At 67.8% G+C, this 26237-nt stretch carries 21 protein-coding genes; 16 read left to right on the top strand and 5 right to left on the bottom strand.

What is annotated here, in order from left to right; genetic code table 11:
- A complete protein-coding gene (locus AC07PT_RS11405) occupies window positions 1-3726 on the bottom strand; it encodes a glycosyltransferase (protein ID WP_494656725.1) in 3726 nt (1241 codons plus the stop codon).
- Between the two features lie 158 nt (window positions 3727-3884).
- The gene (locus AC07PT_RS11400) at window positions 3885-6251 is read right to left on the bottom strand and encodes a penicillin-binding protein 1A (protein WP_494656724.1); all 2367 of its coding nucleotides are present in this window, start codon (window positions 6249-6251) and stop codon (window positions 3885-3887) included.
- Between the two features lie 128 nt (window positions 6252-6379).
- Here AC07PT_RS11400 and AC07PT_RS11395 point away from each other — a divergent pair, with 128 nt between their 5' ends.
- Window positions 6380-7543, top strand: a complete 1164-nt coding sequence (locus tag AC07PT_RS11395; protein ID WP_492348145.1) for an ABC transporter substrate-binding protein — start codon at window positions 6380-6382, stop codon at window positions 7541-7543.
- A gap of 66 nt (window positions 7544-7609) precedes the next feature.
- On the opposite strand, the gene AC07PT_RS11390 is transcribed toward AC07PT_RS11395, so the two are convergent.
- Window positions 7610-8209 (bottom strand): lipocalin family protein, encoded by a 600-nt coding sequence (locus AC07PT_RS11390; RefSeq protein ID WP_492348144.1) that lies wholly within the window; start codon window positions 8207-8209, stop codon window positions 7610-7612.
- Window positions 8210-8473: 264 nt separating this feature from the next.
- On the opposite strand from AC07PT_RS11390, the gene scpC reads away from it, so the two are divergent.
- The 15 genes from scpC to AC07PT_RS11315 all read left to right on the top strand — a co-directional run bounded on the left by scpC (window position 8474) and on the right by AC07PT_RS11315 (window position 25364).
- On the top strand, window positions 8474-9988 hold the full coding sequence (gene scpC, locus AC07PT_RS11385; protein ID WP_492348143.1) for a succinyl-CoA:acetate CoA-transferase ScpC: 1515 nt from the start codon (window positions 8474-8476) through the stop codon (window positions 9986-9988).
- A 64-nt stretch (window positions 9989-10052) separates the two neighbouring features.
- Window positions 10053-10979 carry a bestrophin family protein gene (locus AC07PT_RS11380; protein WP_492348142.1) on the top strand — a complete coding sequence of 309 codons (927 nt, stop codon included), beginning with the start codon at window positions 10053-10055 and terminating at the stop codon, window positions 10977-10979.
- 100 nt (window positions 10980-11079) lie between these two features.
- A complete protein-coding gene (locus AC07PT_RS11375; protein ID WP_494656723.1) occupies window positions 11080-12498 on the top strand; it encodes a phospholipase D-like domain-containing protein in 1419 nt (472 codons plus the stop codon).
- 100 nt (window positions 12499-12598) lie between these two features.
- Complete coding sequence (locus AC07PT_RS11370) at window positions 12599-13591, top strand: tripartite tricarboxylate transporter substrate-binding protein (RefSeq protein ID WP_492348140.1); 993 nt, start codon at window positions 12599-12601, stop codon at window positions 13589-13591.
- Window positions 13592-13720: 129 nt separating this feature from the next.
- Entirely contained in the window at window positions 13721-14245 is a 525-nt protein-coding gene (locus AC07PT_RS11365) for a 3'-5' exonuclease (protein WP_492348139.1), read from the top strand.
- Window positions 14246-14307: 62 nt separating this feature from the next.
- Window positions 14308-15036 (top strand): TetR/AcrR family transcriptional regulator, encoded by a 729-nt coding sequence (locus tag AC07PT_RS11360; RefSeq protein WP_492348138.1) that lies wholly within the window; start codon window positions 14308-14310, stop codon window positions 15034-15036.
- Entirely contained in the window at window positions 15033-16001 is a 969-nt protein-coding gene (locus AC07PT_RS11355; RefSeq protein WP_494656722.1) for an SDR family oxidoreductase, read from the top strand. Before AC07PT_RS11360 ends, AC07PT_RS11355 begins: the two co-directional genes overlap by 4 nt.
- On the top strand, window positions 15998-17611 hold the full coding sequence (locus tag AC07PT_RS11350) for an acyl-CoA carboxylase subunit beta (RefSeq protein ID WP_492348136.1): 1614 nt from the start codon (window positions 15998-16000) through the stop codon (window positions 17609-17611). Before AC07PT_RS11355 ends, AC07PT_RS11350 begins: the two co-directional genes overlap by 4 nt.
- 79 nt (window positions 17612-17690) lie before the next feature.
- On the top strand, window positions 17691-18869 hold the full coding sequence (locus AC07PT_RS11345; RefSeq protein ID WP_492348135.1) for an acyl-CoA dehydrogenase family protein: 1179 nt from the start codon (window positions 17691-17693) through the stop codon (window positions 18867-18869).
- A 10-nt stretch (window positions 18870-18879) separates the two neighbouring features.
- The gene (locus AC07PT_RS11340) at window positions 18880-19695 is read left to right on the top strand and encodes an enoyl-CoA hydratase/isomerase family protein (RefSeq protein WP_492348134.1); all 816 of its coding nucleotides are present in this window, start codon (window positions 18880-18882) and stop codon (window positions 19693-19695) included.
- Entirely contained in the window at window positions 19695-21692 is a 1998-nt protein-coding gene (locus AC07PT_RS11335) for an acetyl/propionyl/methylcrotonyl-CoA carboxylase subunit alpha (protein WP_492348133.1), read from the top strand. The genes AC07PT_RS11340 and AC07PT_RS11335 overlap by 1 nt, the downstream gene beginning before the upstream one ends.
- A complete protein-coding gene (locus AC07PT_RS11330) occupies window positions 21689-22855 on the top strand; it encodes an acyl-CoA dehydrogenase family protein (protein WP_494656721.1) in 1167 nt (388 codons plus the stop codon). The genes AC07PT_RS11335 and AC07PT_RS11330 overlap by 4 nt, the downstream gene beginning before the upstream one ends.
- Complete coding sequence (locus AC07PT_RS11325; protein WP_492348131.1) at window positions 22852-23337, top strand: thioesterase family protein; 486 nt, start codon at window positions 22852-22854, stop codon at window positions 23335-23337. The genes AC07PT_RS11330 and AC07PT_RS11325 overlap by 4 nt, the downstream gene beginning before the upstream one ends.
- A gap of 47 nt (window positions 23338-23384) precedes the next feature.
- Complete coding sequence (locus AC07PT_RS11320; protein ID WP_494656720.1) at window positions 23385-24281, top strand: beta-keto acid cleavage family enzyme; 897 nt, start codon at window positions 23385-23387, stop codon at window positions 24279-24281.
- Window positions 24282-24413: 132 nt separating this feature from the next.
- The gene (locus AC07PT_RS11315; RefSeq protein ID WP_492348129.1) at window positions 24414-25364 is read left to right on the top strand and encodes a tetratricopeptide repeat protein; all 951 of its coding nucleotides are present in this window, start codon (window positions 24414-24416) and stop codon (window positions 25362-25364) included.
- A 28-nt stretch (window positions 25365-25392) separates the two neighbouring features.
- Here AC07PT_RS11315 and AC07PT_RS11310 read toward each other — a convergent pair whose 3' ends face one another.
- Together AC07PT_RS11310 and AC07PT_RS11305 are read right to left on the bottom strand one after the other, a co-directional pair.
- Window positions 25393-25716, bottom strand: a complete 324-nt coding sequence (locus AC07PT_RS11310) for a helix-turn-helix domain-containing transcriptional regulator (protein ID WP_494656719.1) — start codon at window positions 25714-25716, stop codon at window positions 25393-25395.
- Window positions 25700-26068 (bottom strand): type II toxin-antitoxin system RelE/ParE family toxin, encoded by a 369-nt coding sequence (locus AC07PT_RS11305; protein ID WP_494656718.1) that lies wholly within the window; start codon window positions 26066-26068, stop codon window positions 25700-25702. The genes AC07PT_RS11310 and AC07PT_RS11305 overlap by 17 nt, the downstream gene beginning before the upstream one ends.
- Window positions 26069-26237 lie beyond the last annotated feature (169 nt).

The following is a 26237-nucleotide window of genomic DNA, read 5'->3' as shown; positions in this document are numbered from 1 at the left end:
TCAATGGGGCGTGCGCGGCGCCACCAGCCCGGCCAGAGTCTTGGCGGCATTGGCCCTTGAGAAATGACGCTGGATGTTGGCCCGCCCATTGGCCGCCAGGCTGTTCCACAGGGCCTCGTCCCCGTACAGGCGGACGATCTCATCGGCGTAGGCTTGAGGGTCGTCAGCCACCAGCAGGTCCACCCCCGGGCGCAGGCCCATGCCTTCGGAGGCCACGCCGGTGGCCACCACGGGCAGGCCGTGGGCCATGGCCTGGTTGACCTTGCCCTTGACGCCCGCACCGTAACGCAGCGGCGCCACCGAGATGCGGGCCTGGGCGATCAGCGGGTTCACGTCTTCCACATAGCCCACGATGTTCACGCCCGGGCCCGTCATGGCCTGGATGCGCGCGGGCATGTGGCTGCCCACCACGGTGAAAATCAGCTCGGGCAGACGCGCATGCACCCGGGGCCAGACCTCGGCCAGGAACCACTCCACCGCATCGATGTTGGGTGGGTGCCGGAAGCCCCCGATGAAGAGCAGGCCCTCGCGCTCGACATAGCTCGGCCCGGCGGGCTCAACCTCGTGGATGTTCGACAGGATGCGCACATCCGCGCCCGGCACCTCCCGGCCCAGCACACCGAGTTCGACCGGGCTCACCACCAGGGTGACGTCGCAGGCCCGGATCACGCCCAACTCCTGTTCACGGGTCTTGAGCGCCGTGCCCATCAGGGCCGAGGAGTTCTCCAGCTCGGCCAGGCGCTGCTCGCGCAGGTAGTGCAGGTCGACCGTGTCGAACACGATGCGGGCCTGCGGTGCCCATTCGCGAATGCGCGCCATGTAGGGCGCCGCGATGTAGTGACGGCAGAACAGAATGGTGTCGTACAGCTTGCCGCGCTGCTCCAGCAACTGAGCCACCGAGTTGATGTAGGGCGCAAACCAGACTTCGACTCCGGCCCGCTGCAGTTGGGCCACGTAAGGCTGGCGACATTCGAGGTTGTCGGCCACAAAGCTGACCTTGCAACCCTGCTCGACCAGCAGCTCCAGCATGGCCAGCATGCGCACCGAGCCCGAATCCTGATCGGGGGTGATCATGCAGGCCTCGACCACCAGCACCCGGGCCCGGGCCTCGCGGTCCACCTCGCGCTGGGGTTCCACACCGTTGAGGCGGTGGTGCTTGAGCACACCCTCCCAACGCTTGAAGAACACCTCTTTGTTGATCACCTGGTGCCGCTTCACCCCCTGGGTCTCATCGGTGCCTGAACTGATGCCCTCGTAATGCACGATGGTGCACTGAGGCTGGTAGTACACGCGCTGGCCTGCGGCCCGCACACGGAAAGCCAGGTCGGTGTCTTCGTAATAGGCCGGTGTGTAGGCCCGGTCGAAGCCGCCCAGCGCCACCCAGTCGTTGCGCATGATGGCCAGGCAGGCGCCAGAGCAATAGTCGGCCTCGCGCAGGTAGTTGTAGGGGGGGCGCTCGGGGTCGTCGCCGCGGCCCCAGTTCCAGGCCGAACCGTCCTGCCAAAGAATGCCGCCGGCCTCCTGCAAAGTGCCATTGGGATAGACCAGGCGCGCGCCCACCAGGCCGGCGTCCGAGCGGGTGTCAAACACCCACTGGAGCGCGGCCAGCCAGCCCGGCGTGACCTGGGTGTCGTTGTTGAGCATGACCAGCATGTCGCCGCGGGCCAGGTCGGCACCATGGTGGCAACTGCCGATGAAGCCCAGGTTCTGCGGGTTGCGCACCAGGCGAACGCCTTGCAGGTCGGGCAGTGCCTGGGCCGCCGGGTTGGGCGAGGCGTCATCCACGACGATGATCTCGACATCCGACAGGTCGGTGTGCTCGCCCAGGCTCTTCAGGCAGTTGAAGGTGTAGAGGTGCTGCTCGTAGACCGGGATCACGATCGAGTAGCGTGGCACCTTGTCTGCCGGGCAAGTGGCCAGGCTCAGCGGCGCGATCTCGGCCTGCGCCGGCGCCGGGCGCTGGGGCGCCTGGTAGGCCGGGGCATTGAGCTTGTCATTGATGCGCCGCACCAGGGCCGCCGGCCCCTCGGTGCGCAAGATGCGCAGCATCATGGGCAGGCGCTCGACGGCACGCCGGCCTTGACGACGGGCGCTGCCCGCCCGCGAACGCAAGGCCTTGAACACCCGGCTCGCGAAGCGCAGTGGCCGGGTGACGCGCCAGGAGGTGCTTTGCTCCAGCGCCTCGATGCGGGCCTGGCTGCGCACCAGATCCTGGCCGCGCGACTCGAACAGGCGCTCGACTCGACGGGTTTCCTCCTGTTGGGCACGGGTGGCCGCCTGGGCCTCGCTCAAGTGTCGCTGCGCCTGCAACACCTCGCCACGAAGCGCCTGAACATCGTCCAGATAACTGCTGAATACCTCTTGCCATGGCCTGCCCGCCGCTTCACTCGCACGGGCCAGCAAGGCCTGCTGCTCGGCCACCTCGGCGAGCCGCTGTTGCAGCACTTCGCGCGCCTGGCGATGCCCACAGCGCACCCCGTAGTCATACAAGGCCTGCAAGGGCAGGTCCACACCGGCAGGCACCGTGGCCCGCAATGGCGACAGGTCAGGCAGCGGATGCTGCGGCACCCCGGGCATCACGCCCGCCAGTGGCTGCATCAGCTTGTCGGCATAGGCCTGGCGCAGGCGGGCCTGGGCCGGCAGGTCAAGCCAGGGCTCGGCCTCGCCCGGGGCCGGCTGGTGCGTTCGCACGGCTTGCAGCAAGGCTTGGTTCCAGACCTCGGCGGGACTGTCGGCCGGTAGCAGGTGTGCGCCGGGGTGTTGCGCCAGGCGCTCGATCAAGGCGCCGCGCGCGCTGGCCACGATGGGCAGGCCCGAGGCCAGGGCCACATCCAGGGTGTAGGCATAGGTCTCAGGGTAAGGGCCGGGAAACCACAGCACATCAGCGCGTTCCAGTGCCAATCGGTGCGGCAGGTCCGCATCGTCATAGGGGCCACGCAGCTGGATCGGCAACACCGGGGTCTCGTCGATGGGGGCTTCGGGGGAGCCCAGCAAGGTGAACTCCAGTGGCAGCATCTGCTGGCGAGCCGCCTCAGCGCAATGGCGCAGCACGTCCAGCCCTTTGAAACGCGTCAAGCCACCAATCAACAGCACCCGGGCGCTGCGCACTGGGGCAGCCAGCCATTCGGCCCGGGGTGGGTGGGCGAGCACGGTGAGGCGCAGATCGGGAAAATGACTCTGCACCCGCTCGGCCACAAAGTTCGAGGGGGCCAACACCCGGTCGGCGTCGGCCAGCAGGCGGTGCATCAGGGCGCGCCAAGTGGCCACCGGCAGGCCCCAGGCATGAGGGCGCGCCTTCTGACAGCGCTGGCAACCGGCCAGATCTGGCTCGCCGCAATACCCCCCCTCGGCCGTGGACAGGTTGTACAGGGGGCAATAGGTCAGGTAGTCGTGCAAGGTGACGTCGTAAGGCAGGGCCAGCAGCCCCGGCAAGTCAAGCACCTCGGCCTCGAAGCCGTCGACATGGTGGATGTGCAGCCGGCTGTAGCCCTGCCCACCCAGCACCGCGGCCAGCCGGGGCCAGGACGCCGCGCTCAAGACCTCTTCACCGCCTTCGGCACGCTCCAGGCGCACCAGGCCGGCACCGGCCGGTCGAAGCACATCGACCCGGGCGCGGCCTGCCAGCAGCGCGCGCAGATCGGCCACATGGCGCTCCACCCCGCCGCCCAGGGCATGGGTGATCCAGAGAAAGCGGTGCTGCGCTTGGGGCGCCAGGCTGGGCGCCATTTGTTTTTCTGTCGTCGACAAGACTGAGAACCCTTCAACATCAGTGACGTCGGCACCACCCGCCCAGGCTCCGGGCTTCAGAGTCTTCCCAGCGTTGGCACCGTCGGCCAGGGCGAACCGGGCCGCGAGATTGTAAAACGGTGGTGTGCAGGCCCCGCTCAGCGGGCCGCGGTGGCCGGCACTTCCACGGGCACCACGGGCCCGGGGCCGACCACAGGCACCAGCGGCACTGGCGGGCTGAGCGCCAGGGCCGGGCTGACGATCTGATCCTCCAGCCCCAGCGAGCGGATGAAACCGCCCTCGGCCCATTCGCTGTAACGCCAGTCGCCATTGACCCGCACCACGCCCTCGGGGGCTTGCAGCTCCTGCACCGGCACGTTCTTGAGCGCGGTGCTCATGAAGTCGATCCAGGCCGGCAAGGCCAACGCCGACCCCGAAGACCGGCTGCCCAGGCTGCGCGGGCTGTCGTAGCCCACCCAGGCCACGGCGGCAATGCGCGGCTGGAAACCAGCAAACCAGGCGTCCACCACATCGTTGGTGGTCCCGGTCTTGCCATACAAGTCGGGGCGTTTGAGCGCGGCCTGGGCGCGGGCCCCGGTGCCTACCCGGGCCACGTCCTGCAGCAGGCTGGCAATCAGAAAGGTGTTGCGCTGCGGCACCACGCGGTCGGCCTCGGTGAGCGTGATCTCGGGCGCCTCGAACACCGCCTTGCCTGTCGCATCGCTGATGCGGCGGATGAACTGGGGCTTCACCTTCAGGCCGCCATTGGCGATCACGGCGTAGGCACCGGCCAGTTGCATCGGGTTGGTTGAACCCGAGCCCAGGGCCTGGGTCAGGTTGTCGGGCTGGCGCTCGGGGTCAAAGCCGAAGCGACTGGTCCAGTCGCGTGCGGCCTGGGGGCCCAGCAGTTGCAGCAGGCGGATCGAGACCAGGTTCTTGGAGCGGATCAGCGCCTGGCGCACCGTGATGGGGCCGTCGGTGCTGCCATCGTCGTTCTCGGGCGACCAATCCCCCACATGGCTCAGCGGTGCGTCATTGACCAGGGTTTCGGGCTGCACGCCACGCTCCATGGCACCGGCGTAAATGAAAGGCTTGTAGCTGGAGCCTGGTTGGCGCCAGCCCTGGGTCACGTGGTTGAACTGGTTGCGGTGAAAGTCAAAGCCTCCCACCAGGGCCCGCACATCACCATTGGCCGGATCCAGCGCCACCAGCCCCCCCTCGGCCTCGGGCCACTGGGTCAGTACCCAGCCCTTGCCCTGCTGCAGCACCCGCAGCACGGCGCCGCGGCGCACACGCAACTTGTTGCTGGCATTGGGTGCCAGGCCAGGCTGGATCTGACGCAGGGCGGCGCCCTCCAGGTGCAACACCTCACCCGAGGCCAGCACCACGGTGGCCGCCTTCGGCGCCGCCTGGGTCACGATGGCCACGCGCAGTTCATCGTCGTCGTCGTAGTCAGACAGGCTCTGGGCCACGGCCGGGTCGGTGTCGGACAGCCCGGTCGCCAAGGTCTCTTCACCCTCGGGGCCACGCCAGGACTGGCGCAGCTCGCGCTCGATCAAGGTGCGGCGCAGGGCCTTGTAAGCGGCCTCCTGCTCATCGGCACGCAGCGTGGTTTCAACCTTCAGGCCGGTGGTGTAACTGAGCTCGCCAAACTGGGCATACACCTGCTGGCGCGCCATCTCGGCCACGTACTCGGCGTGCACATCCACCTCGTTGAGCTTGCGGATGACCAGCTTCTGAGCCTTGGCCTGTTCGTACTGTGCATCATTGATCACCCCCTGGGAATGCATGCGCGACAGCGCCACCAGTTGCCGCGCCCGGGCCCGCTCGGGATTGCGGATCGGGTTCACAAAATAGGGGTTCTGCGGCAGGCCGGCCAGCATGGCGCATTCGGCCGGCGTCAGCGCGGCCAGCGTCTTGCCAAAGTAGGTCTGTGCGGCCGCCTCGAACCCGTAGGCGCGTGAGCCCAGGTAGATCTGGTTCATGTACAGCTCCAGCACCTGGTCCTTGCTGAGCTGGGATTCGATCTTCAGCGACAGCAAGGCTTCCTTGAACTTGCGCCCCAGGCTGCGTGATCGGTTCAGAAAAAAGGTGCGCGCCACCTGCTGGGTGATGGTGGAGGCCCCCTGCAGCCGCCCGCCGGTGACGATGGAGGTCAGCGCCCGAGCGATGCCGATGGGGTCGATGCCGTGGTGCTGGTAAAAGCGCGAATCCTCCACCGCCAGCAGGCTGTCGCGCATCAGTTGGGGAATCTGGTCGATGCGCTGATACACCCGGCGCTCGCTGCCGAAGCCGCCGATCTCCACCCCGTCGGCGGTGTACACGCGCAGCGGCTGCTTGGGCTGGTAGTTGGACAGGGCGCTGGTGTCCGGCAGGTTCGGGTACATCAGCACGCCGACCACCACGGTCAGCACCGACAACAGGACCAGCGCCAGCGCCCCCCAGGCCAGCACCCGGCGCCAATGCACTCGCAAGGCGCTGCCCAGGCGGACCGGTCGGAGGGAGTCAGGGAATGAAAACCGCATGCGTGGAGAGCTCAGACAAAACGCCCATTATCGACAAGCGCCCCACACCCCCATCCGTCCTAGGGAAAGTGCCGGTGGCGCAGGCAGGGGCGAGCCGTATAACGGAAGCACCCAAAAAGGAGACCCGCATGAAGAGACGTTTCGCCCCGGCCTTCGCCGTGCTCACCCTCAGCGCCACCGCCGCCCTGGCCCAAAGCCAGGGGGTGAGCAAGGACACCATCGTGCTTGGATCGATTCAAGACCTGTCCGGTCCGCTGGCGGGTTTCGGCAAGCAAGACCGCCTGGGCATGATGCTGAGGGTGGACGAAATCAACGAGCAAGGCGGCGTGAACGGCCGCAAGATCAAGCTGCTGGTCGAAGACTCGGGCTACGACCCCAAGAAGGCGGTGCTGGCGGCCCAGAAACTCGTCAATCAGGACAAGATCTTTGCCATGGTGGCGCACATCGGCACGGCCCAGAACCTGGCGGCCATGCCGGTGCAGTTTGACAAGAACGTGATCAACTTCTTCCCGGTCACCGCCGCGCGAGAGATGTACGAGCCCTTCCATCGGCTCAAGTACTCATTCGCCGCCACTTATTACGACCAGATCCGGCTGGCCGCACCGCAGTTGATCAAGGAAAAGCAGGCCAAGAAGGTGTGTGCCTTGTACCAGGACGACGAGTTCGGCCTGGAGGTGCTGCGCGGGGGTGAGGCAGCCCTCAAGGCCATGGGCACCGACTTCGCAGAAAAAACCTCGTACAAGCGTGGCGCCACCGATTTTTCGTCGCAGGTGGCCAAGCTCAAGGCCGCCAACTGCGACTTCGTGGTGCTGGGCACCATCATCCGCGAGACCATCGGCGCCATTGGCGAATCGCGCAAGATCGGCTTCAACCCCACCTTCCTGGGCTCAAGCGCCGCCTACACCGACCTGATCCACAAACTGGGCGGCAAACCCATGGATGGGCTGTACGCCACCATGACGGTGCAGCACCCTTACCTGGACGAAGCCGCGCAGCCGATCCGTTTCTGGGCCAACAAATACAAGACCAAGTTCAACGAAGACCCCACCGTGTTCTCGGTCTATGGCTACAACGCGATCGACGCGTTCATCCGTGCGGCCCAGAAAGCCGGCCCCAACCTGAGCACCGACAGCTTCATCAAGGCCATGGACACCATGGTCATCCCGCCCGACATCTTCGGCAGCCCTGAGGCCAGTTTTGGCCCGCAAAAACGCCTGGGCAACACCCTCAGCCGGCTCTCGCAGATCCAGGACGGGCGCTGGAAGGTGGTTTCGGACTACGTGAAGCCTTGAGCTAGGCCGGGGCGCTCTGCGCCTGTTCAAAGCCTCTCTCGGGTCGCGCAGACATTGAACAGGCTCTCAGGGCGCAGCGCCCTGCGGGGAGCGCTCCAGGCGCCCCACCTCCAGGCCCTGTGCCGCCAGGCGCTTGAGCAAGGCTTCATAGACGGGCGCCGGTACGCTGGGGGTGCGCGACAACACCCACAGGTATTCTCGGCGCGGTTCACTCACGGCCGCCAACTGGTAAGCCTCGTCGAGGTCGATCACCCAGTAATCCCCCCACACCGCCGGAATGAAGGACAACCAGGCCGGCGCAAAACGCACCTGCAAGCGGGGCGAGTCGGCCGGGCCGATCTGGCGGGCCTGCCCCATGGCCTTGTCGACACGGCCGTCGGCCAGGCGACATTGGTTGACCACGCGCACCGTCCCATCAGGGTTGCTCTGGTAGTCGGCACGGGTGTCGGCCACACATTGTTTCTGGAACCGGTTCGGAAACTTGGCCACCTCGTACCAGGTGCCCAGATAACGCGGCAGATCCAGCCGTTCGATCGACTGCAGCGCGGCGGGCTCCGCCGCGTGGGCACCTGTTGCCAACACGCTCGCCCAGCCCGCGCTGACCAGGAGCCAGGGGGTCAGGCGACGACGCCAAGTCAATCGGAACGGCTTCAAGGACTGTGACATGGAAACCTTTTTTGTTGATGCATCACCACTGAAAAATCAAGTTGAGACTGCGCTGTCCGACGACAAAACAATCTTAAGATTCATTATTTTCATCAAAATTTAATCCTTTGTTCTCTTAATCCGTTTTTTCGACAAAGCACATTTGGTCAAATGTTGTTCAGGAAATAGCAAGGGTTTCTACTAATTTGTAAGTTTCTGCCTGCTAGACTCCCGCGCTTCTGGCGCAATCCCAGACGCCAGCAAACCGACTGGAGACCTGACCGCATGAGCCCGACTGATCGCATCCGCAGCCCCGAACTTCTGTCCAAGGTGATGAGCGCCGAAGAGGCCGCCGCCCTGATTCCCCTGGGCGCCAACGTGGGCATGAGCGGGTTCACCGGCGCTGGTTACCCCAAGGCCGTGCCCCAGGCACTGGCCGAACGCCTGGCGGCCTGCCATGCGGCAGGCCACACCGAGGCCCGCATCGGCCTGTGGACTGGCGCCTCCACCGCGCCTGAACTGGACGGCGCACTGGCCAAGGTCAATGGCATCGAAAAACGCCTGCCCTACCAGTCGGACCCCACCCTGCGCAAGCTGATCAACAACGGCCAGGTGCGTTACATCGACATGCACCTGTCCCACGTGGCCCAGATGGCCTGGTTCGGCTTCCTGGGCCACCTGGATGTGGCCGTGGTCGAGGTGGCGGGCATTCTGCCCGACGGCCGCCTGATCCCCTCCTCTTCGGTGGGCAACAACAAGACCTGGCTGGACCAGGCCGACAAGATCATCCTTGAGGTCAACGAACTGCAAAGCGCCGGACTGGAAGGCATGCACGACGTCTATTACGGCACCCAGTTGCCCCCCAACCGCAAGCCCATTCCGCTGACCCACCCCAGTGACCGCATTGGCGAACCCTATCTGCGCTGCGACCCATCCAAGGTGATCGCCGTCGTGCGCACCCGCCAATCCGACCGCAACTCAGTGTTTGCAGCGCCCGATGCGGTCTCGGAACAGATTGCCGCGCACATCATCGACTTTCTGAAGCACGAGGTGAAGCAAGGCCGCCTGCCGGACAACCTGTTGCCGCTGCAGTCGGGCGTGGGCAACATCGCCAACGCCGTGCTGGCCGGGCTCAACAAGGGCCCGTTCGAGAACATGACCGCCTACACCGAGGTGCTGCAGGATGGCATGCTCGACATGGTGCGCTCAGGCAAGCTGAGCTTTGCCTCGGCCACCGCCCTGTCGCTGAGCCCCCAGGCCACCGAAGACTTCAACCAGAACATCGATTTCTACCGAGAACGCATCGTGCTGCGCCCGCAAGAGATCAGCAACCACCCCGAGCTGGTGCGGCGCATGGGCGTGATCGCCATGAACGCGATGATCGAGGCCGACCTGTACGGCAACGTCAACTCCACCCACATCATGGGCTCGAGCATCATGAACGGCATCGGCGGCTCGGGCGACTTTGCCCGCAACGCCTACCTGTCCTTTTTCGTCACGCCCTCGGTGGCCAAGGACGGTGCCATCTCGTGCATCGTGCCCATGGTGTCGCACGTGGACCACACCGAGCACGACGTCGAGATCATCGTCACCGAACAGGGTCTGGCTGACCTGCGTGGCCTGGCGCCCACGGAACGAGCCAAACTGATCGTCGAACGCTGTGCCCACCCCAGCTTCAGGCCCCAGTTGCAGGACTACCTGGACCGCGCAGCCAAGAGTTCGTCCGGCCTGCACACACCGCACCTGCTCAACGAGGCCCTGAGCTGGCACAGCCGCTTCCTCGAAACAGGCAAAATGTGACGATGACACAGCCCTGGGTGCCGCACATCATCCAGCCGGGCCACCAGCCCGGCGGGTGGCCCGCATGATCGTCCGCGACCGGCCCAACGGCCTCAAGCTCTTCTTGCTGATGCGCGGCTCAATCATGCCGCGCATCTTCCGCGTGCTGGCCTTCAACATCCTGCTGGCCACGGTGGTCACCGTGACCCATGGGGCCCTGTTCCACACCAAGGTCACGCTCACAGCGATTCCGTTTTCACTGATCGGCCTGCCGCTGGCCATTTTCCTGGGTTTTCGCAACACCGCCGCCTACGACCGCTACTGGGAAGCCCGCAAGCTGTGGGGCGAACTGGTGCTGCGCAGCCGCAACCTGGCGCGTCAGTGCCTGCACCTGATCGACGCGCCGCCCGCCGGGCAGCCCGACCTGAGACGCATCATGGTGCTGCGCGCCGCAGCCTTCTGCCATGCCTTGCGCCTGCTGCTGCGCAACGGGGGCGACCCGCGCGAACTGCAAGCCCTGGTCACCGCCGAAGAATGGACGGCCGTGGCGCCCAGCAGCAACAAGCCGCAGGCCCTGATGATGCGCATGGGCGCCGACCTGGCCGCCTGCCGCCGCGCCGGCCTGCTGGGGCCCAACGAACTGGTGCACATCGACGCCACCCTGTCGGCCATGACCTCGGCCGCAGCCTCGTGCGAACGCATCAAGAACACTCCCGTGCCCTTTTCTTACACCCTGCTGCTGCACCGCACGGCCTATGCCTACTGCTTTCTGCTGCCCTTCGGCCTGGTGGACACCCTGGGCTTCATGACCCCGGTGGTGGTAGCCATCGTGGCCTACACCTTTTTCGGCCTGGACGCCCTGGGCGACGAGATCGAAGAGCCCTTCGGCCTGCTGGCCAATGACCTGCCGCTGGACGCCCTGTGCCGCCACATCGAGATCCACCTGCGCGAGGCCTTGGGCGAGTCCGATCTGCCGCCTCCACTGCAACCGGTCGACTACTGCCTGTTGTAGAAAACCCCGCAAGGCGACCCGCCAAACGCAAGCAGTTGTGATAACGCAGTGCCCCGCCGCAGGCCGCGCCTAGAATGCGCCGCAACCCTGGGCCCCTTTCATGCTCTTCGTTCTCACCCCCTTCGACTGGCTGACCCTGCACGGCCTGGTCACGGTGGTGTCGGTGCTGATCTATGTGGTCACCTCGCATGTGATGCGCCAGCGCCGCCACCCCACGGCCGCCATCGCCTGGGTGTTCTTCATCCTGCTGATGCCCTACGTGGCCTTGCCGGCCTACCTGACCTTTGGCTCCCGCAAGCGCCAGCGCCCCACGCCGGCGCCCAAGAACCCAACGGCAGGCGATGCCCCGCCGAGCAGCGACACCCCGGCGCACTGGGCCTGCGACACCCTGCTCGCCCTGGGCCAGGCCGGCCCTGCGGGCTACCACAGCCTCCAGGTGCACGCCGACGGGCACGAGGCCCGGCAAGCCTTGTTGCAGGTCATCGAAGGCGCCCGCCACAGCCTGGACATCGCCACCTTCATCCTCAAGGACGACGCCCTGGGCAGCCCGCTGATCGATGCCCTGTGCGCCAAGGCGGTGGCGGGTGTACGCGTGCGCCTGCTGCTCGACGGCCTGGGCAGCCTGATGGCCGGACGCCCTCGACTCAGCCGCTTCACGCGGGCCGGCGGGCAACTGGTCTTGTTCGTTCCGCCGCTGCACTCGCCCCTCAAGGGCCGCATCAATCTGCGCAACCACCGCAAGCTGGTGGTGGCCGACGCCGGCGGGCCACAGGCCCGCCTGTGGTGCGGCGGTCGCAATCTGGCGGCCGAGTATTTCGAGGGAGAGGCCCATCAGCCACCCTGGCGCGACCTGAGCTTTGACCTGCAAGGCCCGCTGGTGGCGCTGGCCCATTGGCAGTTCGAACACGACTGGGCCTTTGCCAGCGGTCGCCGCGCGCCGCCCAGTCCAAGCCACCCTCGGGGGGACAACCCCAGTGCGCCCACCGGTCAGGCCCAGTGGGTGGCCTCGGGCCCCGACCAGGCCGACGACACGGTCTACGCCATGTTGCTCACGGCGGCCTACCGGGCCAGCCGCCGGCTGTGCCTGGTCACCCCCTACTTCGTGCCCGACCCGGCCCTGCTCAATGCTCTGTGCCTGGCGGCACGTCGGGGGGTCCAGGTCGAACTGCTGCTGCCGGCTCGATCCAACCACCGACTGTCGGACCTGGCCCGGGCCCGGGCGCTGCGGGCCCTGGTGCAGGCCGGCGGTCAGGTCTGGCTGTTACCGGGCATGTTGCATGCCAAGCTGGCCGTGGTCGACGACCAACTGGCTCTGGCCGGCTCGGCCAACCTGGACAGCCGCAGCCTGTTCCTCAACTACGAGCTGATGGTGGCCTTTCAGTCCGCCCACGACGTGCAGCGCTTTGCCGACTGGTTCGAACGCGAACGCCAGGGGGCTCGGCCCTACCGGGCCCAGCAACCGGGCCTGGTGCGCGACCTGCTGGAGGGCATGCTGCTGTGGATGGGCTTCGAGCTCTAGTGCAAGGCTTGAGCGGGTGCTGCAGGGACTGGTTATCCCGGCCCGGAAGACGGGTGACATGCGCTTACATTCTTGGCTGCACTGAAATCCTGGAGCCTTTATGCACAAGCCCCGTCCAGACCTAGACCGCCGTCAGACCCTGCAAGCGCTGAGCCTGCTGGGTGCCGCCAGCCTGATCGGCCCCGCCCGCGCCGAAGCGCCGCTCGAAGGCGGCCCCCTCAAGATCGTCGTGCCCTACCCGGCTGGCGGTACGTCCGACCGTGCCGCCCGGCTGCTGGGCGACGCCCTGGCCCCGCGCCTGGGCGTGCCCGTGATCGTCGAGAACCACGTCGGTGCCGGTGGCCGCCTGGCAGCCCAACAGCTGTGGCGCGACAGCTCGGGCCAGAATCAGCTGTTGCTGGCCAACCCCGCCACCATGCTGGTGGCCCCGCTGGTGTTCAAGGACGTGGGCTACGACCCCGACAAGGACTACCGCCCGGTGGCCCAGATCACCCGTTATTCCTTCGGCCTGGCCGTGGGCGCAGGCGTGCCAGTGCGCGAGTTCGCCCACTTGCGCGCCTGGATGACAGCCAACCAGGACAAGGTAGCGGCCGGCGTGCCAGCCACCGGCAGCCTGCCCCATTTCTTTGCCCTGATGCTGGGCGAACAACTCGGCCTGAGCCTGCCCATCGTCGGCTACCGCGGCTCGGCCCCTTTGCTCAACGACCTGATGGGAGGCCATGTGCCTGTGGCCGTGGACACGCTGGACGCGCTGGAGCCCCTGCACAAGACCGGCAAGCTGCGCATCCTGGCCGTGTCGAGCGACGAACGGGCGGCCTCCCTGCCTAACGTGCCCACCTTCCGCGATGTGGGGCTCAAGCTGTCGGCACTGGGCTGGAATGTGCTCTACGCGCCGGCCAACCTGCCAGCCGCACGGGCCCAGCGCATCGGCGCGGCCGTCACCGCCGCCATGGCCCAGAAAGAGCTGCAGGCCCGCTTTGCCGCGGCCGACATGGAGCCCGTCAGCAGCAGCGCCGAGCAGACGCGTCGCATGCTCACGGCCTATGCCGCCCAGTGGGCGCCGGTGGTGCGCAAATCAGGCTTCCAACCCTGACCAGCAGCCCCACCCACGCCCCGCCCTGCGCGACCACCTCATGCCCCCAGCCGGCAGGCCTCAAAGTTGCTAACCCCCGAGCAGGGCCGCTGCGGCGGCCCGTCACACCAACAAAGGGAGGAGCGCGGCATGCACGCAGACGCCACGCTGGAGGAGGCCACCCTGGCCCCCGCAGTGATCGATATCGAAGCTTCCGGATTCGGACGCGGCAGCTACCCCATCGAGGTTGGCTTTGTGCTGCCCGATGGTGAGGCCTGGTGCAGCCTGGTCCGCCCCGAGCCGGACTGGCTGCACTGGGACCCTGCCGCCGAGCAGGTACATCACATCACGCAGGAGGCCTTGCAGCGCCATGGCCGATCGTGCCGCGACCTGGCCGAACTGCTCAACCGGCGCCTGCGCGGCCTGACGGTCTACACCGATGGCTGGGCCCACGATTACAGCTGGCTGGGCCGCCTCTATGAAGCGGCCGACCTGCTGCCCAGCTTTCGGCTGGACAACCTTTTCGTGCTGCTGGACGAGGCCCGCCTGGCCCATTGGGACACCACGCGCCTTCAAGTGGCCCAACGCCTGCAGCTGCAGCGCCACCGGGCCAGCGCCGATGCCCGCGTGCTGCAAGAGACCGTGCGGCAACTGAGCCAACAGCCCCGCCTTTGATCCATTTATTTTCACAAAGCAACTGCTTGCTATAAATAAAAGGTTTTGTTATCGTGCCGTGCATGGAAGCCCCTGCACGCCGACGCGCCCCCTCGAAAGCCCCCCCCAAAGCCACCGCACCGGCACCCGCCGCCCCGCTGGTTGACACCCCTGCGGCCGAGGTCGCCGAAGCCCGGCGGCCGCGCGGCCGCCCGCGCAAGACCGTGGACGAGCTGGACGACGGCAACCGCCGTCGCGCCCTCATCGAGGGCGCAGCACGCCTGTTCCGCAGCCAGGGCTTCGATGCCACCAGCACCCGAGACATCGCGGCCGCGGCGGGCATGCACAGCGGCTCGCCCTTCTACCATTTCGAAAGCAAGAGCGCCTTGCTGCATGCCGTGATGGACGAGGGCATGGTGCTGGCCCTGCACAGCCAGAAGAACGCCCTGGCCCTGCTGCCGCCCAGCGCCCCGCCGCGCGAACGCCTGCGCGTGCTGGTGCGCCACCACTTCGAGATCCTGCTGGGCCCCCACAGCGACTTCATTCCAGTGATGCTGTACGAGTGGCGCTCGCTGAGCCCGGCTCAGCGCAAGAGCATCGCCCGCGTCAAGGACGACTACGAAAACCTCTGGATGCCCGTGCTGCAGGCCCTGGCCGACCAGGGGGCGCTGCAGGCCGAGCCGGCCGTGGCGCGCCTCTTCATCTTCGGGGCCCTCAACTGGTCGGTGCAGTGGTTCGACCCGCAACGCGGCATGAGCCTGGACCAGCTCACCGATCAGGCCCTGGCCCTGTTCACCCGGGAGACGCCATGAACACCCCCACCCCACCCCCCGGCCCGCACTACCGTTCGGCCTTCGCGCCCGGACTGTTTCAGGACCAGGTGATCCTGGTGACCGGCGGCGGCTCGGGCATCGGGCGCTGCACCGCCCACGAACTGGCCCGCCTGGGCGCCCAGGTCGTGCTGCTGGGGCGCCAAGCCGCCAAACTGGCCACCGTGCAGGCCGAGATCGAGGCCGACGGGGGCCAGGCCAGCACCGAGCTGTGCGATATCCGCCAAGAGGACGCGGTGGTGGCCATGGTGCAGCGGGTGCTGAGCCGCCACGGACGCCTGGACGGCCTGGTCAACAACGCCGGCGGCCAGTACATGACCCCGCTGGCGGCCATCTCGGCCAAAGGCTGGGAGGCGGTGGTCAACACCAACCTCACCGGTGGCTTCCTGGTGGCGCGCGAGTGCTACCGCCAGCACATGGCCGCTCATGGGGGGGCCATCGTCAACATCGTGGCCGACATCTGGGGCTCGATGCCGGGCATGGGCCACAGTGGCGCCGCGCGCGCCGGCATGGTCAGCCTGACCGAGACCGCCGCGCTCGAATGGGCCGCCGACGGCGTGCGCGTGAACGCCGTGGCCCCGGGCTACATCGCCTCCAGCGGCATGGACCACTACCCGCCCGAGGCCGCCGAGCACCTGCGCGCCATGCGCCAGACCGTGCCCCTGGGCCGCTTCGGCAACGAGGCCGAGGTCTCGGCCGCCATCGTCTTTTTGCTCAGCCCGGCCGCCAGCTTCATCAGCGGCAGCACGCTGCGGGTCGACGGTGCCCGGCCCCAGACCCGCCTGGGCTGGCCCATGGCAGTGCCCACGCCGGCCCAGCGCGACCGCGCCGCCGTGCACCCCTTTGATGGCTTTCACCGGGCCCAGGTGCCGCGCGTGTTCGCAGCGCCCCCGCCCTCAACCGCCCCCACCACCGCCCCCTCCACCCAGCAGGAGCCACAGCCATGAGCCGGTACGAAACCCGCTGGAACCCCCAGGCCCCGGCCGCCCAGCAACGCCGGGAGGCCGTGCTGGCCCGGCTGGCCGCGCTGCGCGCGCTGGAAGACCGGGCGGCCGCCGCCTCGGCCCGCTCGCGCCCGGTGTTCGAAAAACGCGGCCAGTTGCTGCCACGCGAACGCGTGGCCCTGCTGCTCGACCCGGGCAGCGCCTGGCTGCCGCTGGCCTCGTTGGCAGGCTACCTGCACGACGTGAAAGACCCGGCCCGTTCGGTGCCCGGTGGCGGCATGATCGCCGGCATCGGCCAGGTGTCCGGCGTGCGCTGCATGGTGGTGGCGAGCGACTCCGGCATCGAGGCCGGCGCCATCCAGCCCATGGGCCTGGAAAAAATCCTGCGCGTGCAGGAGATCGCCCTGCAGAACCGGTTGCCCTTTGTGCACCTGGTGGAAAGCGCCGGCGCCAACCTGATGCGCTACCGCGTGGAAGGCTTTGTGCATGGCGGCAGCCTGTTTCGCAACCTGGCGCGCCTGTCGGCGGCCGGCATCCCGGTGATCACTGTGCAGCACGGCTCGGGCACTGCTGGCGGGGCCTACATGCCCGGCCTCAGTGACGTGGTGATCATGGTGCGCGCCCGCTCACGGGCCTTTCTGGCCGGGCCGCCCCTGCTCAAGGCCGCCACCGGCGAGATCGCCACCGAAGAAGAGCTCGGGGGGGCTGAGATGCACTGCAGCACCTCGGGCCTGGGCGAGTACCTGGCCGAGGACGACCGCCACGCGCTGGCCCTGGCGCGCGAGGTGCTGGCCGGGATAGCCTGGGCCCCCGCCCCCGTCGACCCCAGCGCCCCGCCGCCGCTGTACCCAGCCGACGACCTGCTGAGCCTGATCTCGGACGACCTGCGCCAGCCCGTGGACATGCGCGAGGTGATGGCCCGCCTGGCCGATGGCTCCGACCTGCTCGAATTCAAACCCCTGTACGGCGCCGCCACGGTGTGCGCCCAGGCCCGCATCGAGGGCAGGCCACTGGGCTTCATCAGCAACAACGGGCCCATCGACGTGGCCGGTGCCAACAAGGCCACGCACTTCATCCAGTGGATGTGCCAGCTGGGCCACCCCATCGTCTACCTGCAGAACACCACGGGCTACATGGTGGGCAAGGACAGCGAGCAAGGCGGCATGATCAAGCACGGCAGCAAGATGATCCAGGCCGTGACCAACGCCACAGTGCCTCAGATCACGCTGCAATGCGGCGCCAGCTTTGGCGCCGGCAATTACGGCATGTGCGGGCGCGGCTATGCACCCCGCTTTCTGTTCACCTGGCCGCAGGCCCGCACCGCGGTGATGGGTGGCGAGCAGGCGGCCCGCACCATGCAGATCGTGACCGAGGCGGCCCTGGCGCGCAAAGGCCAGACCCCCGACCCGCAGCAGGCCCAGACCCAGTTCGAGCAGATCGTGGCCATGTTCGAGGCCCAGGCCGATGTGTTCCACACCAGCGCCCTGCTGTTGGACGACGGCGTGATCGACCCGCGCGACAGCCGCGCCGTGCTGGCCCAGTGCCTGGCCCTGTGCGCCGAGGCCGAAACCCGCCCCGTGCGGCCGATGCAGTTCGGGGTGGCCCGCATGTAAGCCCATCCCCCCACGGCCACCCCATGCCACCCCAGGCCCGCCGCGCCCCTCTCATGAACGACAAAAACGGAGACACCCCATGCAATTCACCCATGAGCACCGCGAAATCCAGAAGACGCTCAAGCGCTTCATCGACACCGAGATCAACCCCCATGTGGACGAATGGGAAGAAGCCGAGATCTTCCCGGCCCACGAGGTGTTCAAGAAGATGGGCCAGCTCGGTCTGCTGGGCCTGACCAAGCCCGAGGCCTATGGCGGCGCCGGCCTGGACTACAGCTACGGCCTGGCCATGACCGAGACCCTGGGCCACATCGACTGCGGCGGCGTGCCCATGGCCATCGGCGTGCAGACCGACATGTGCACCCCCGCGCTGGCGCGCTTCGGCAGCGACGCCCTGCGACGCGAATTCCTGGCCCCGGCCATCGCAGGCGATGTGGTGGGCTGCATCGGCGTGTCCGAGCCCGGCGCCGGCAGCGACGTGGCCGGCATCAAGAGCGTGGCGCGCAAGGATGGCGACGACTACCTCATCAGCGGCCAGAAGATGTGGATCACCAACAGCCTGCAGGCCGACTGGATGTGCATGCTGGTCAACACCGGCGAAGGCCCGATGCACAAAAACAAGAGCCTGATCATGGTGCCCATGCGCGAAGGCCGCAACGGCCGCCTCACCCGCGGCATCGAGGTGGCGCGCAAGATCAAGAAGATCGGCATGAACAGCAGTGACACCGGCCTGATCTACTTCGACGAGGTGCGGGTGCCACAACGCAACCTGATCGGCGTGGAGGGCCAGGGCTTCATCTACCAGATGCAGCAGTTCCAGGAAGAGCGCCTGTGGGCGGCCGCCAGTTGCCTGCAATCGCTGGAGAACTGCCTGCAAGCCACCATCGAATGGGCCCAGGAGCGCAAGATGTTCGGCGCCACCCTGGCCGACCAGCAATGGGTGCAGTTCAAGCTGGCCGAGATGAAGACCGAGCTGGAGTGCCTGCGCGCCCTCACCTACCGCGCCTGCGAGCTGTACGTGCAAGGCCAGGACGTGACCGAGCTGGCCAGCATGGCCAAGCTCAAGGCGGGCCGGCTGAACCGCAGCATCCCCGATGGCTGCCTGCAGTTCTGGGGCGGCATGGGCTTCACCTGGGAAAACAAGGTGTCGCGGCTGTACCGCGACGGCCGACTCGGTTCGATCGGGGGCGGCGCCGACGAGGTGATGCTGGGCATCCTGGCCAAGGTCATGGGCATCGCCAAGCGTGCACGCAGCTGAGGCACCCGCCATGTCCCACTTGCTGATCGACCGCCAGCCCCTGGGCCCGGGCTGGGTGGAACACTGGGTGCTGAACGACCCGGCCAGCCGCAACGCGCTGACGGCCGAACTGGTGCAAGCCCTGTTGCAAGCGTGCGCCCGGGCCGCGCAAGACACCCCCCTTCGCGCCGTGGTGCTGCGCGGCGCTGGCGGCAGCTTCTGCGCTGGCGGCAGCCTGGGCGGCTTTGCCAGCAGCCTGGGCCAGGCTCTGGCCCCCGGCCAGCCCGACCCGCTGGTGCCCATGAACCGCGAGTTCGGGCAGTTGCTGGAGGCGCTGTGCGCCCTGCCCCAGACCCTGCTGGCCGCCGTGGACGGCCCCGCCATGGGCGGCGGCCTGGGCCTGGTGTGCTGCGCCGACTGGGTGCTGGCCACACCGGGCGCCGTGCTGGCCGCCCCCGAGGTGACCTTGGGCATCGTGCCGGCCCAGATCGCCCCCTTTGTGCTGCGCCGGCTGGGCGACGCCCGGGCCCGCCGTTGGCTGCTCGGCGGCGAGCGCCACTCGGCCGCCCAGGCCCTGGCCGACGGCCTGGTGACCGAGGTGGTGACTGACCTGGAAGCCGGCCTGGCGGCCCGCCTGCTGGCCCTGAGTGCCGCCGCCCCGGGCGCGGTGGCGGCCACCAAGGCCTTGCTGCAAGCCGGGCAGCCGCCCTTGCCGGCCTGGCTGGACCAGGCCGCCCAGGCCTTCGCCAGTGCCTTGCGCGGCCCCGAGGCGGCCGCCGGCCTGCAGGCCTTTGCCCGCAAGCAACCCGCGCCCTGGCGCGCCCCAGATGGAAGTACGAGGGCCTGATGTTCAAACGACTGCTGATCGCCAACCGGGGCGAGATCGCCCGCCGGATCATCCGCACCGCCCGGGCCCTGGGCCTGGAGACGGTGGCCGTGTTCTCCGAACCCGACGCCCAGGCCTTGCACGTGCGTGAGGCCGACCAGGCCTTTGCCCTGGGGGGCGCCAGCTCGGCCGACAGCTACCTTCGGGTAGAACGGCTTTTGGAGGCCGCCCGCGCCACCGGTGCCGACGCGCTGCACCCGGGCTATGGCTTTCTGAGCGAGAACGCCGACTTTGCCCAGGCCGTGCGCGATGCGGGTCTGCACTGGATCGGCCCGCCCCCCGAAGCCATCCGGGCACTGGGCAGCAAGGCCGGTGCCAAGGCCCTGGCCCAGGCCCATGGCGTGCCCTGTCTGCCTGGGTATGCCGGTGAAGACCAGCGCCCCGAGCGCTTTGCCGCCGAGGCCGAACACATCGGCTACCCCCTCATGGTGAAGGCCGTGGCCGGCGGCGGCGGACGCGGCATGCGCCTGGTGAGCGCCCCGGCGCAACTGGCCGCCGCACTGGCCAGCGCCCACAGCGAGGCCCTGGCCGGCTTTGGCGATGGTGGCCTGCTGATCGAACGGGCGCTGCTGCGGCCCCGCCACGTCGAAGTGCAGGTGTTTGCCGACCGCCACGGCCACGCCGTGCACCTGGGCGAACGCGACTGCTCGGTGCAACGGCGCCACCAGAAGATCATCGAAGAAGCCCCCAGCCCCGCCGTGGGCCCCGGCTTGCGCCAGCGCATGGGCGAGTGCGCCGTGGCGCTGGCCCGGGCGGCTGGCTACGTGGGCGCCGGCACGGTGGAGTTCTTGCTCGACGGTGACGACTTCTACCTCATGGAGATGAACACCCGGCTGCAGGTCGAACACCCGGTGACCGAGGCCCTGACCGGGCTGGACCTGGTCGAGTGGCAGTTGCGTGTGGCCCGGGGCGAGCCCCTGCCGCTGCAACAGGCGCAGATCCGCTTCGAGGGCCATGCCATCGAGGTGCGCCTGTGCGCCGAAGACGAGCACTTCCGCCCCCACACCGGCCGCGTGCTGGGCTTTGTCGAACCGCCGGGCGTGCTGCATTTCCAGAACCCCGACGCCCGGGGCGGGCTGCGCTTCGACCATGCGCTTGAAGTGGGCACCGAGGTCAGCCCCCACTACGACGCGATGCTGGGCAAGCTGATCGCCCATGCGCCCACCCGGGATCAGGCCATCGCCCGCCTGCGCCAGGGCCTGGCCGCCACCGTGCTGCTGGGGCTGCCCAGCAACCGGGCCTTTCTGGCTGCCTGCCTGGACCACCCGGAGTTCCGCGCCGGTCAGGCCCTGATCCCCTTCCTGGCTGAGCACGGTGATGAGTTGCGCGCCCAGTTGAGCACCCAGGAGGCCGCGCACCTGAACGGTGCTTGGCCACTGCTGCTGTGGGGGCGGCAAGGGCTGCACAGCCCACTGGCCTGCGCGCTGGAACGCCCCTTGCGCGTGCGCCATCGCGAACGGCTGCACGACTGGCAGGTACGCGAAACCGGCGCCGGCCAGGCCCAGGCCCGGCAGGGCGAGGCCACCCCGCTGCAGATCGGCTTGCAGACGCGGCCCGGTGGCGGCTGGCTGCTGAGCCTGCAAGGCCGCCACCTGAGCGTGCAGGGCGTGGCCCTCGATGCCCGGCGCTGGCATGTGCAGGTGGCCGGCGCAGACCTGTGGCTGGACGATGCCTCGTTCGAGCCCCCCGGGCGGGGGCCCGGCGGAGCCCAGGCCCTGGCGTTGCGCGCGCCCTTCAATGGCCGGGTGATCCGCATCGCGGCCGAAGTGGGCCAGGTGCTGGCCGCAGGCGACGCGCTGGTGGTGATCGAGTCAATGAAGCTGGAGCACAACCTGGCCGCGGCCGGCCCGGCCCGGGTGGCCGAGTTGCTGGTGAGCCCAGGCCAGCAGGTGGGGCCCGGCCAGTGCCTGCTTCGCCTGGAACCGCTCCACACCCCAGCCCAGGAGGCCCAGCCATGAGTGAACGCACCGACGACACCCTGCAGGCCGACCGGACTGCGCTGAGCGATCTGGTGGCCCGCTTTGCCCGCCACGAAATTGCCCCGCACGTGGGCGACTGGGACGCGGCAGGCGAGTTCCCGCGCAGCCTGTACCAGCGCGCTGGCGAGTTGGGCCTGCTGGGCCTGGGCTACCCTGAGGCCTATGGCGGCACCCCGGCCCCTTACGCGCTGCGCCTGTCGCTGTGGCAGGCGCTGTGCCGCCACGGCGGCAGCGGCGGCGTGCTGGCCAGCCTGCTGTCGCACAACATCGGCCTGCCCCCCATCCTGAACCACGGCAGCGAGGCCCTGCGCGAGCAGGTGATCCCGCCAGTGCTGCGCGGCGAGCAGATCGCGGCGCTGGCCATCACCGAGCCCGGCGGCGGCTCGGATGTGGCCGCCCTGCGCACCACGGCGCGGCGCGAGGGCGACCACTATGTGATCGATGGCGAGAAGACCTTCATCACCTCGGGACTGCGGGCCGACTGGATCACGCTGGCGGTGCGCACCGGCGAGCCCGGCAGCAAGGGTGCAGGGGGCCTCTCGATGATCGTGGTGCCCGGCGCCAGCGCCGGCCTGACGCGCCAGCCCCTGCAGAAGATGGGCTGGCTGTGCTCCGACACGGCGCAGCTGCACTTCGACGGCGTGCGCGTGCCCGCCAGCCACCTGCTGGGCGAAGAAGGGACCGGCTTTCGCATCATCATGGGCAACTTCAATGCCGAGCGCTTCGGCATGTCGGCCGCGGCACTGGGCTTCAGCCAGGCCTGCTACGACGAGGCCCTGGCCTGGGCGCGCCAGCGCAAGACTTTTGGCGCCGCCCTGGTCGAGCGCCAGGTGATCCGGCACAAGCTGGTCGACATGCAGATGCGCATCCACTCGACCGCGGCCTGGCTGGAGCAGGTGGCGGCCCGCGCCGACGCAGGTGACACGGGCCCCGACTGGGTGGCCCAGGTCTGCCTGCTGAAGAACCACAGCACCCAGACCATGCAGTTCTGTGCCGACCAGGCGGTGCAGATCCTCGGCGGCATGGGCTTCATGCGCGGCACGGTCAGCGAACGGATCTACCGCGAGGTCAAGGTGATGATGATCGGGGGCGGCGCCGAGGAAATCATGAAAGACCTGGCCGCACGACAATGGGGCTTATGAGCAAACACCCAGCCCCCCTGCCCCTGGCCTTCGAGCCCGAGTTTGAAACCGGCCTGAAGAAGATCTTCGAGGAGATGATCGTCTTCAACACCGTGCTCGGCCTGAAGATCACCTCGCTCAAGCCCGACAACGTGACCGCGCGCATCGACATGAAGCACGAGCTGATCGGCCACTTCAGCTACAACCGGCTGCACGGCGGCGTGATCGCGTCGGGCCTGGACGCCCTGGCCGGCCTGGCCGTGATGGCGGCCATCGGCGCACGCCACATGGACGAGCCGCCTCTGGAAAGGCTCAAGCGCTTTTCCAAGCTGGGCACCATCGACCTGCGCATCGACTACCTGCGCCCGGCCATTGGCGAATTCTTCACCCTGCATGCCGAGGTGCTGCGCCTGGGCTCACGGGTGGCTTCGACCCGCATGGAGTTCCGCGGCCCCGACGGCACCTTGATGTCGACCGGCACGGCCGCCTACATCGTTTCATAACCCGACGGCATGGCCTCGCCGTGCCGGCGTCACCTCAGGAGACTTCCATGACCCCCAGCGACAAGGCCATCATCACCTGCTCCATCACCGGCGTGCTGACCGACCCCGGCCAGCACCATGTGCCCGTGACCCCCGCCGAACTCGCGGCCGAGGCGCGCCGCGCCTACGACGCCGGGGCCTCGGTGGTGCATGTGCACTTTCGCCAGCAAAGCCCGGGCAAAGGGCACCTGCCCAACTGGGATCCGGCCGTGGCGCTGGCCTGCACCGAAGCCATGCGCGAGGCCTGCCCAGGCCTGATCATCAACCAGACCACCGGCGTGGTCGGCCCCGACTACCAGGGCCCGCTGGACTGCCTGCGCGCCACCCGCCCCGAGATGGCGGCCTGCAATGCCGGCTCGCTCAATTACCTGAAGGTGCGCAGCAACGGCCAGTGGGCCTGGCCGCCGATGATGTTCGACAACCCCCCGGCCAAGGTGCAGGATTTTCTGGACGTGATGCGCGAAACCGGCACCCTGCCCGAGTTCGAGTGCTTTGACGTGGGCATCGTGCGCTGCGTCGAGATGTATGTGCAGACCGGCATGTACAGTGGCCTGCCCGAGTACAACTTTGTCATGGGCGTGGAGTCGGGCATGCCCGCCGACCCCGATCTGCTGCCCATCCTGCTCAAGCTCAAGTTGCCCGGCGCCCAGTGGCAGAGCACCGTGATCGGCCGCGCCGAGATCTGGCCGGTGCACCGCCGTACCGCCGAGCTGGGTGGCCACCTGCGCAGCGGGCTGGAAGACACCTTTTACCTGCCCACCGGCGAGAAGGTGCAGTCCAACGGACCGCTGATCGAGCAACTGGCCCGCTACGCCCGCGACGCCGGGCGCGAGGTGGCCACGCCAGCCGAAGCCCGCCAGATGCTGGGCCTGAGCGCCACGGCGCCGCTCGCTGTATCAAATTGATTCAACCTTGAAGGGCTTTTCGAGGCCTTGTTTGTCAGCCAGGTGGCACCATATGGCGTTTTGAAGCCGGCAGCCCAATTTTGGGCAACACGCACAGAACGCGCTGCCAGCCGCTTGAAGGAGCTCTTGAACATGATGCTGACTGCCCTTGAACCCTCTGCCGCGAGCCGCACCGGCGCCCACGGGCGGCGCCTGCTGGCCGGCTTGGCGCTGGCCCTGGCGGCGTCCTTCGCCTGGGCCTTGCCCACCCCCAAGGACATCGAACAGGCCGTGAACGCCGGCGAGTACCGGCAGGCCGAAACCCTGCTGCGCGAGGTGATCAAGGAAAAGCCTCAAAGCGCCAAGGCCCAGTACGAACTCGGTGAGGTGCTGGCCCGCGAAGGCCGCAACATCGAGGCCCGCGCCGCCCTGCAAGAGGCCCAGCGCCTGGACCCCTCGCTGAAGTTCGCCTCCAGCCCGCAGCGCTTCAACGACCTGCTCGCCAAGATCCCCAAGACCGATTCGCTGTCGTCAAACGCGCCTGGCGCCTCGCTGGGCAGCCCGGCCGCCAAGCCGGCCCCGACCCACAACACCCCGGCCGTGGTGAGCCAGAGTGCGCCGGCCCCGGCCAACCCGGGCTCCTCGTTTCCCTGGGGCTACATCCTGATCGCGGGCGGTGTGCTGTTCGTGGTCTGGAAGCTGGCCACCCGCGTGCTACCCTCGCCCAGCCCGGCCCCGGGCATGGCGGCTGACACCGCCTTCGGTCGCGGCCCCGTGGCCCAACCCGGCTACGGCCAGGCAGGCTACGGCCAACCCGGCTACGGTGCCCCGCCCAGCAGCGGCCCCGGCATCGGTGGCGTGGTGCTTGGCGGCCTGGCCGGCGCCGCGGCCGGTTACGGGCTGGCCAAGGTGCTGGAGCACGGCAACGAGGACCGCGGCAACCGCGACTCGGGCGGTGGCGGTGGTGGCAGCAACCTGGGCAGTGGCGGCGGCTACAGCCCGATCGACAACCCGCCAGACTATGGCTCGTTTGATGCCGGCAGTGGCGGCAGCGACTCGTGGGACAGTGGGGGTGGGTCGTCGTCGGACGACAACAACTGGTGATGCGGGGGCATCGCCGACGCGGCCCCTCCTAGGCTGCCTCAATCACCCGAACCGACAGGCTCACCTTGAGGCAGGCGCGGATGGCGCCGAAGATGGCCGCCAGGTTGTCCATGCTGGGATTGCCTTTGGGAGACAGCATGCGATGAAGGCTCTTGCTGGGCTTGCGTGTCAGTTCAGCCAGCCCTTCAAACCCGACTGTTGCCGAGACCAACTCACGCAGGATGACACGGGCGGCTTCTGGCTCGCCACTGAGAAAGAGCGTGGCGGCCTCGTCCAGCAAGGCCTTGGCAAAGGCTGGATCGCGGGCGACTCGCTGAGCGATGGTTTGCTTGTAGTCACGGGTCAAGGTCATGGGGCTTGCTTCTCTTTCCTGACTGGGCATTGCCTTGTTTTCGTGCCTTGTATTCAGCACGCAAGACCAGCGCCTGTTCGATCGCCTTCTGTTGATTCTTTTTGCTGCTGCCGCCCAACAAAATGAGCAACGTCGCACCGTCTTGCATCAAATAGATGCGGTAACCCGGCCCCCAGTCGATCTTGCATTCGCCTATGCCGCGAAACCACTCAACATTCGATGTATTGCCAAGTTGAAGTCGAACCTTCGCGACAGCCACTTTGGCCGCAGCCTGGACATCAAGCCCTTCAAACCACATTTGATAGGGACTGCTGCCATCCTCCCGGATGTATTCTTCGACTTGAATGCTCATATCCAGAAGGTAACGTATAGGTTACCAAAGATTGATGCACCTATCTTCCGAACTTGACCTTTCCAGAATGGGGTTTTGTTCTTTGTTGGGGTCGGAGGCCGGGATTGCGCCCCGGCGGGCGCCTCACTTTTTTTGCTTCGCCAAAAAAAGTAAGCAAAAAAAGGCGACC

This window comes from Curvibacter sp. GW821-FHT09D12 (assembly GCF_059416245.1).
Note: the sequence above shows the minus strand (reverse complement) of the source record. Positions and strands in the feature narration are given on the sequence as shown.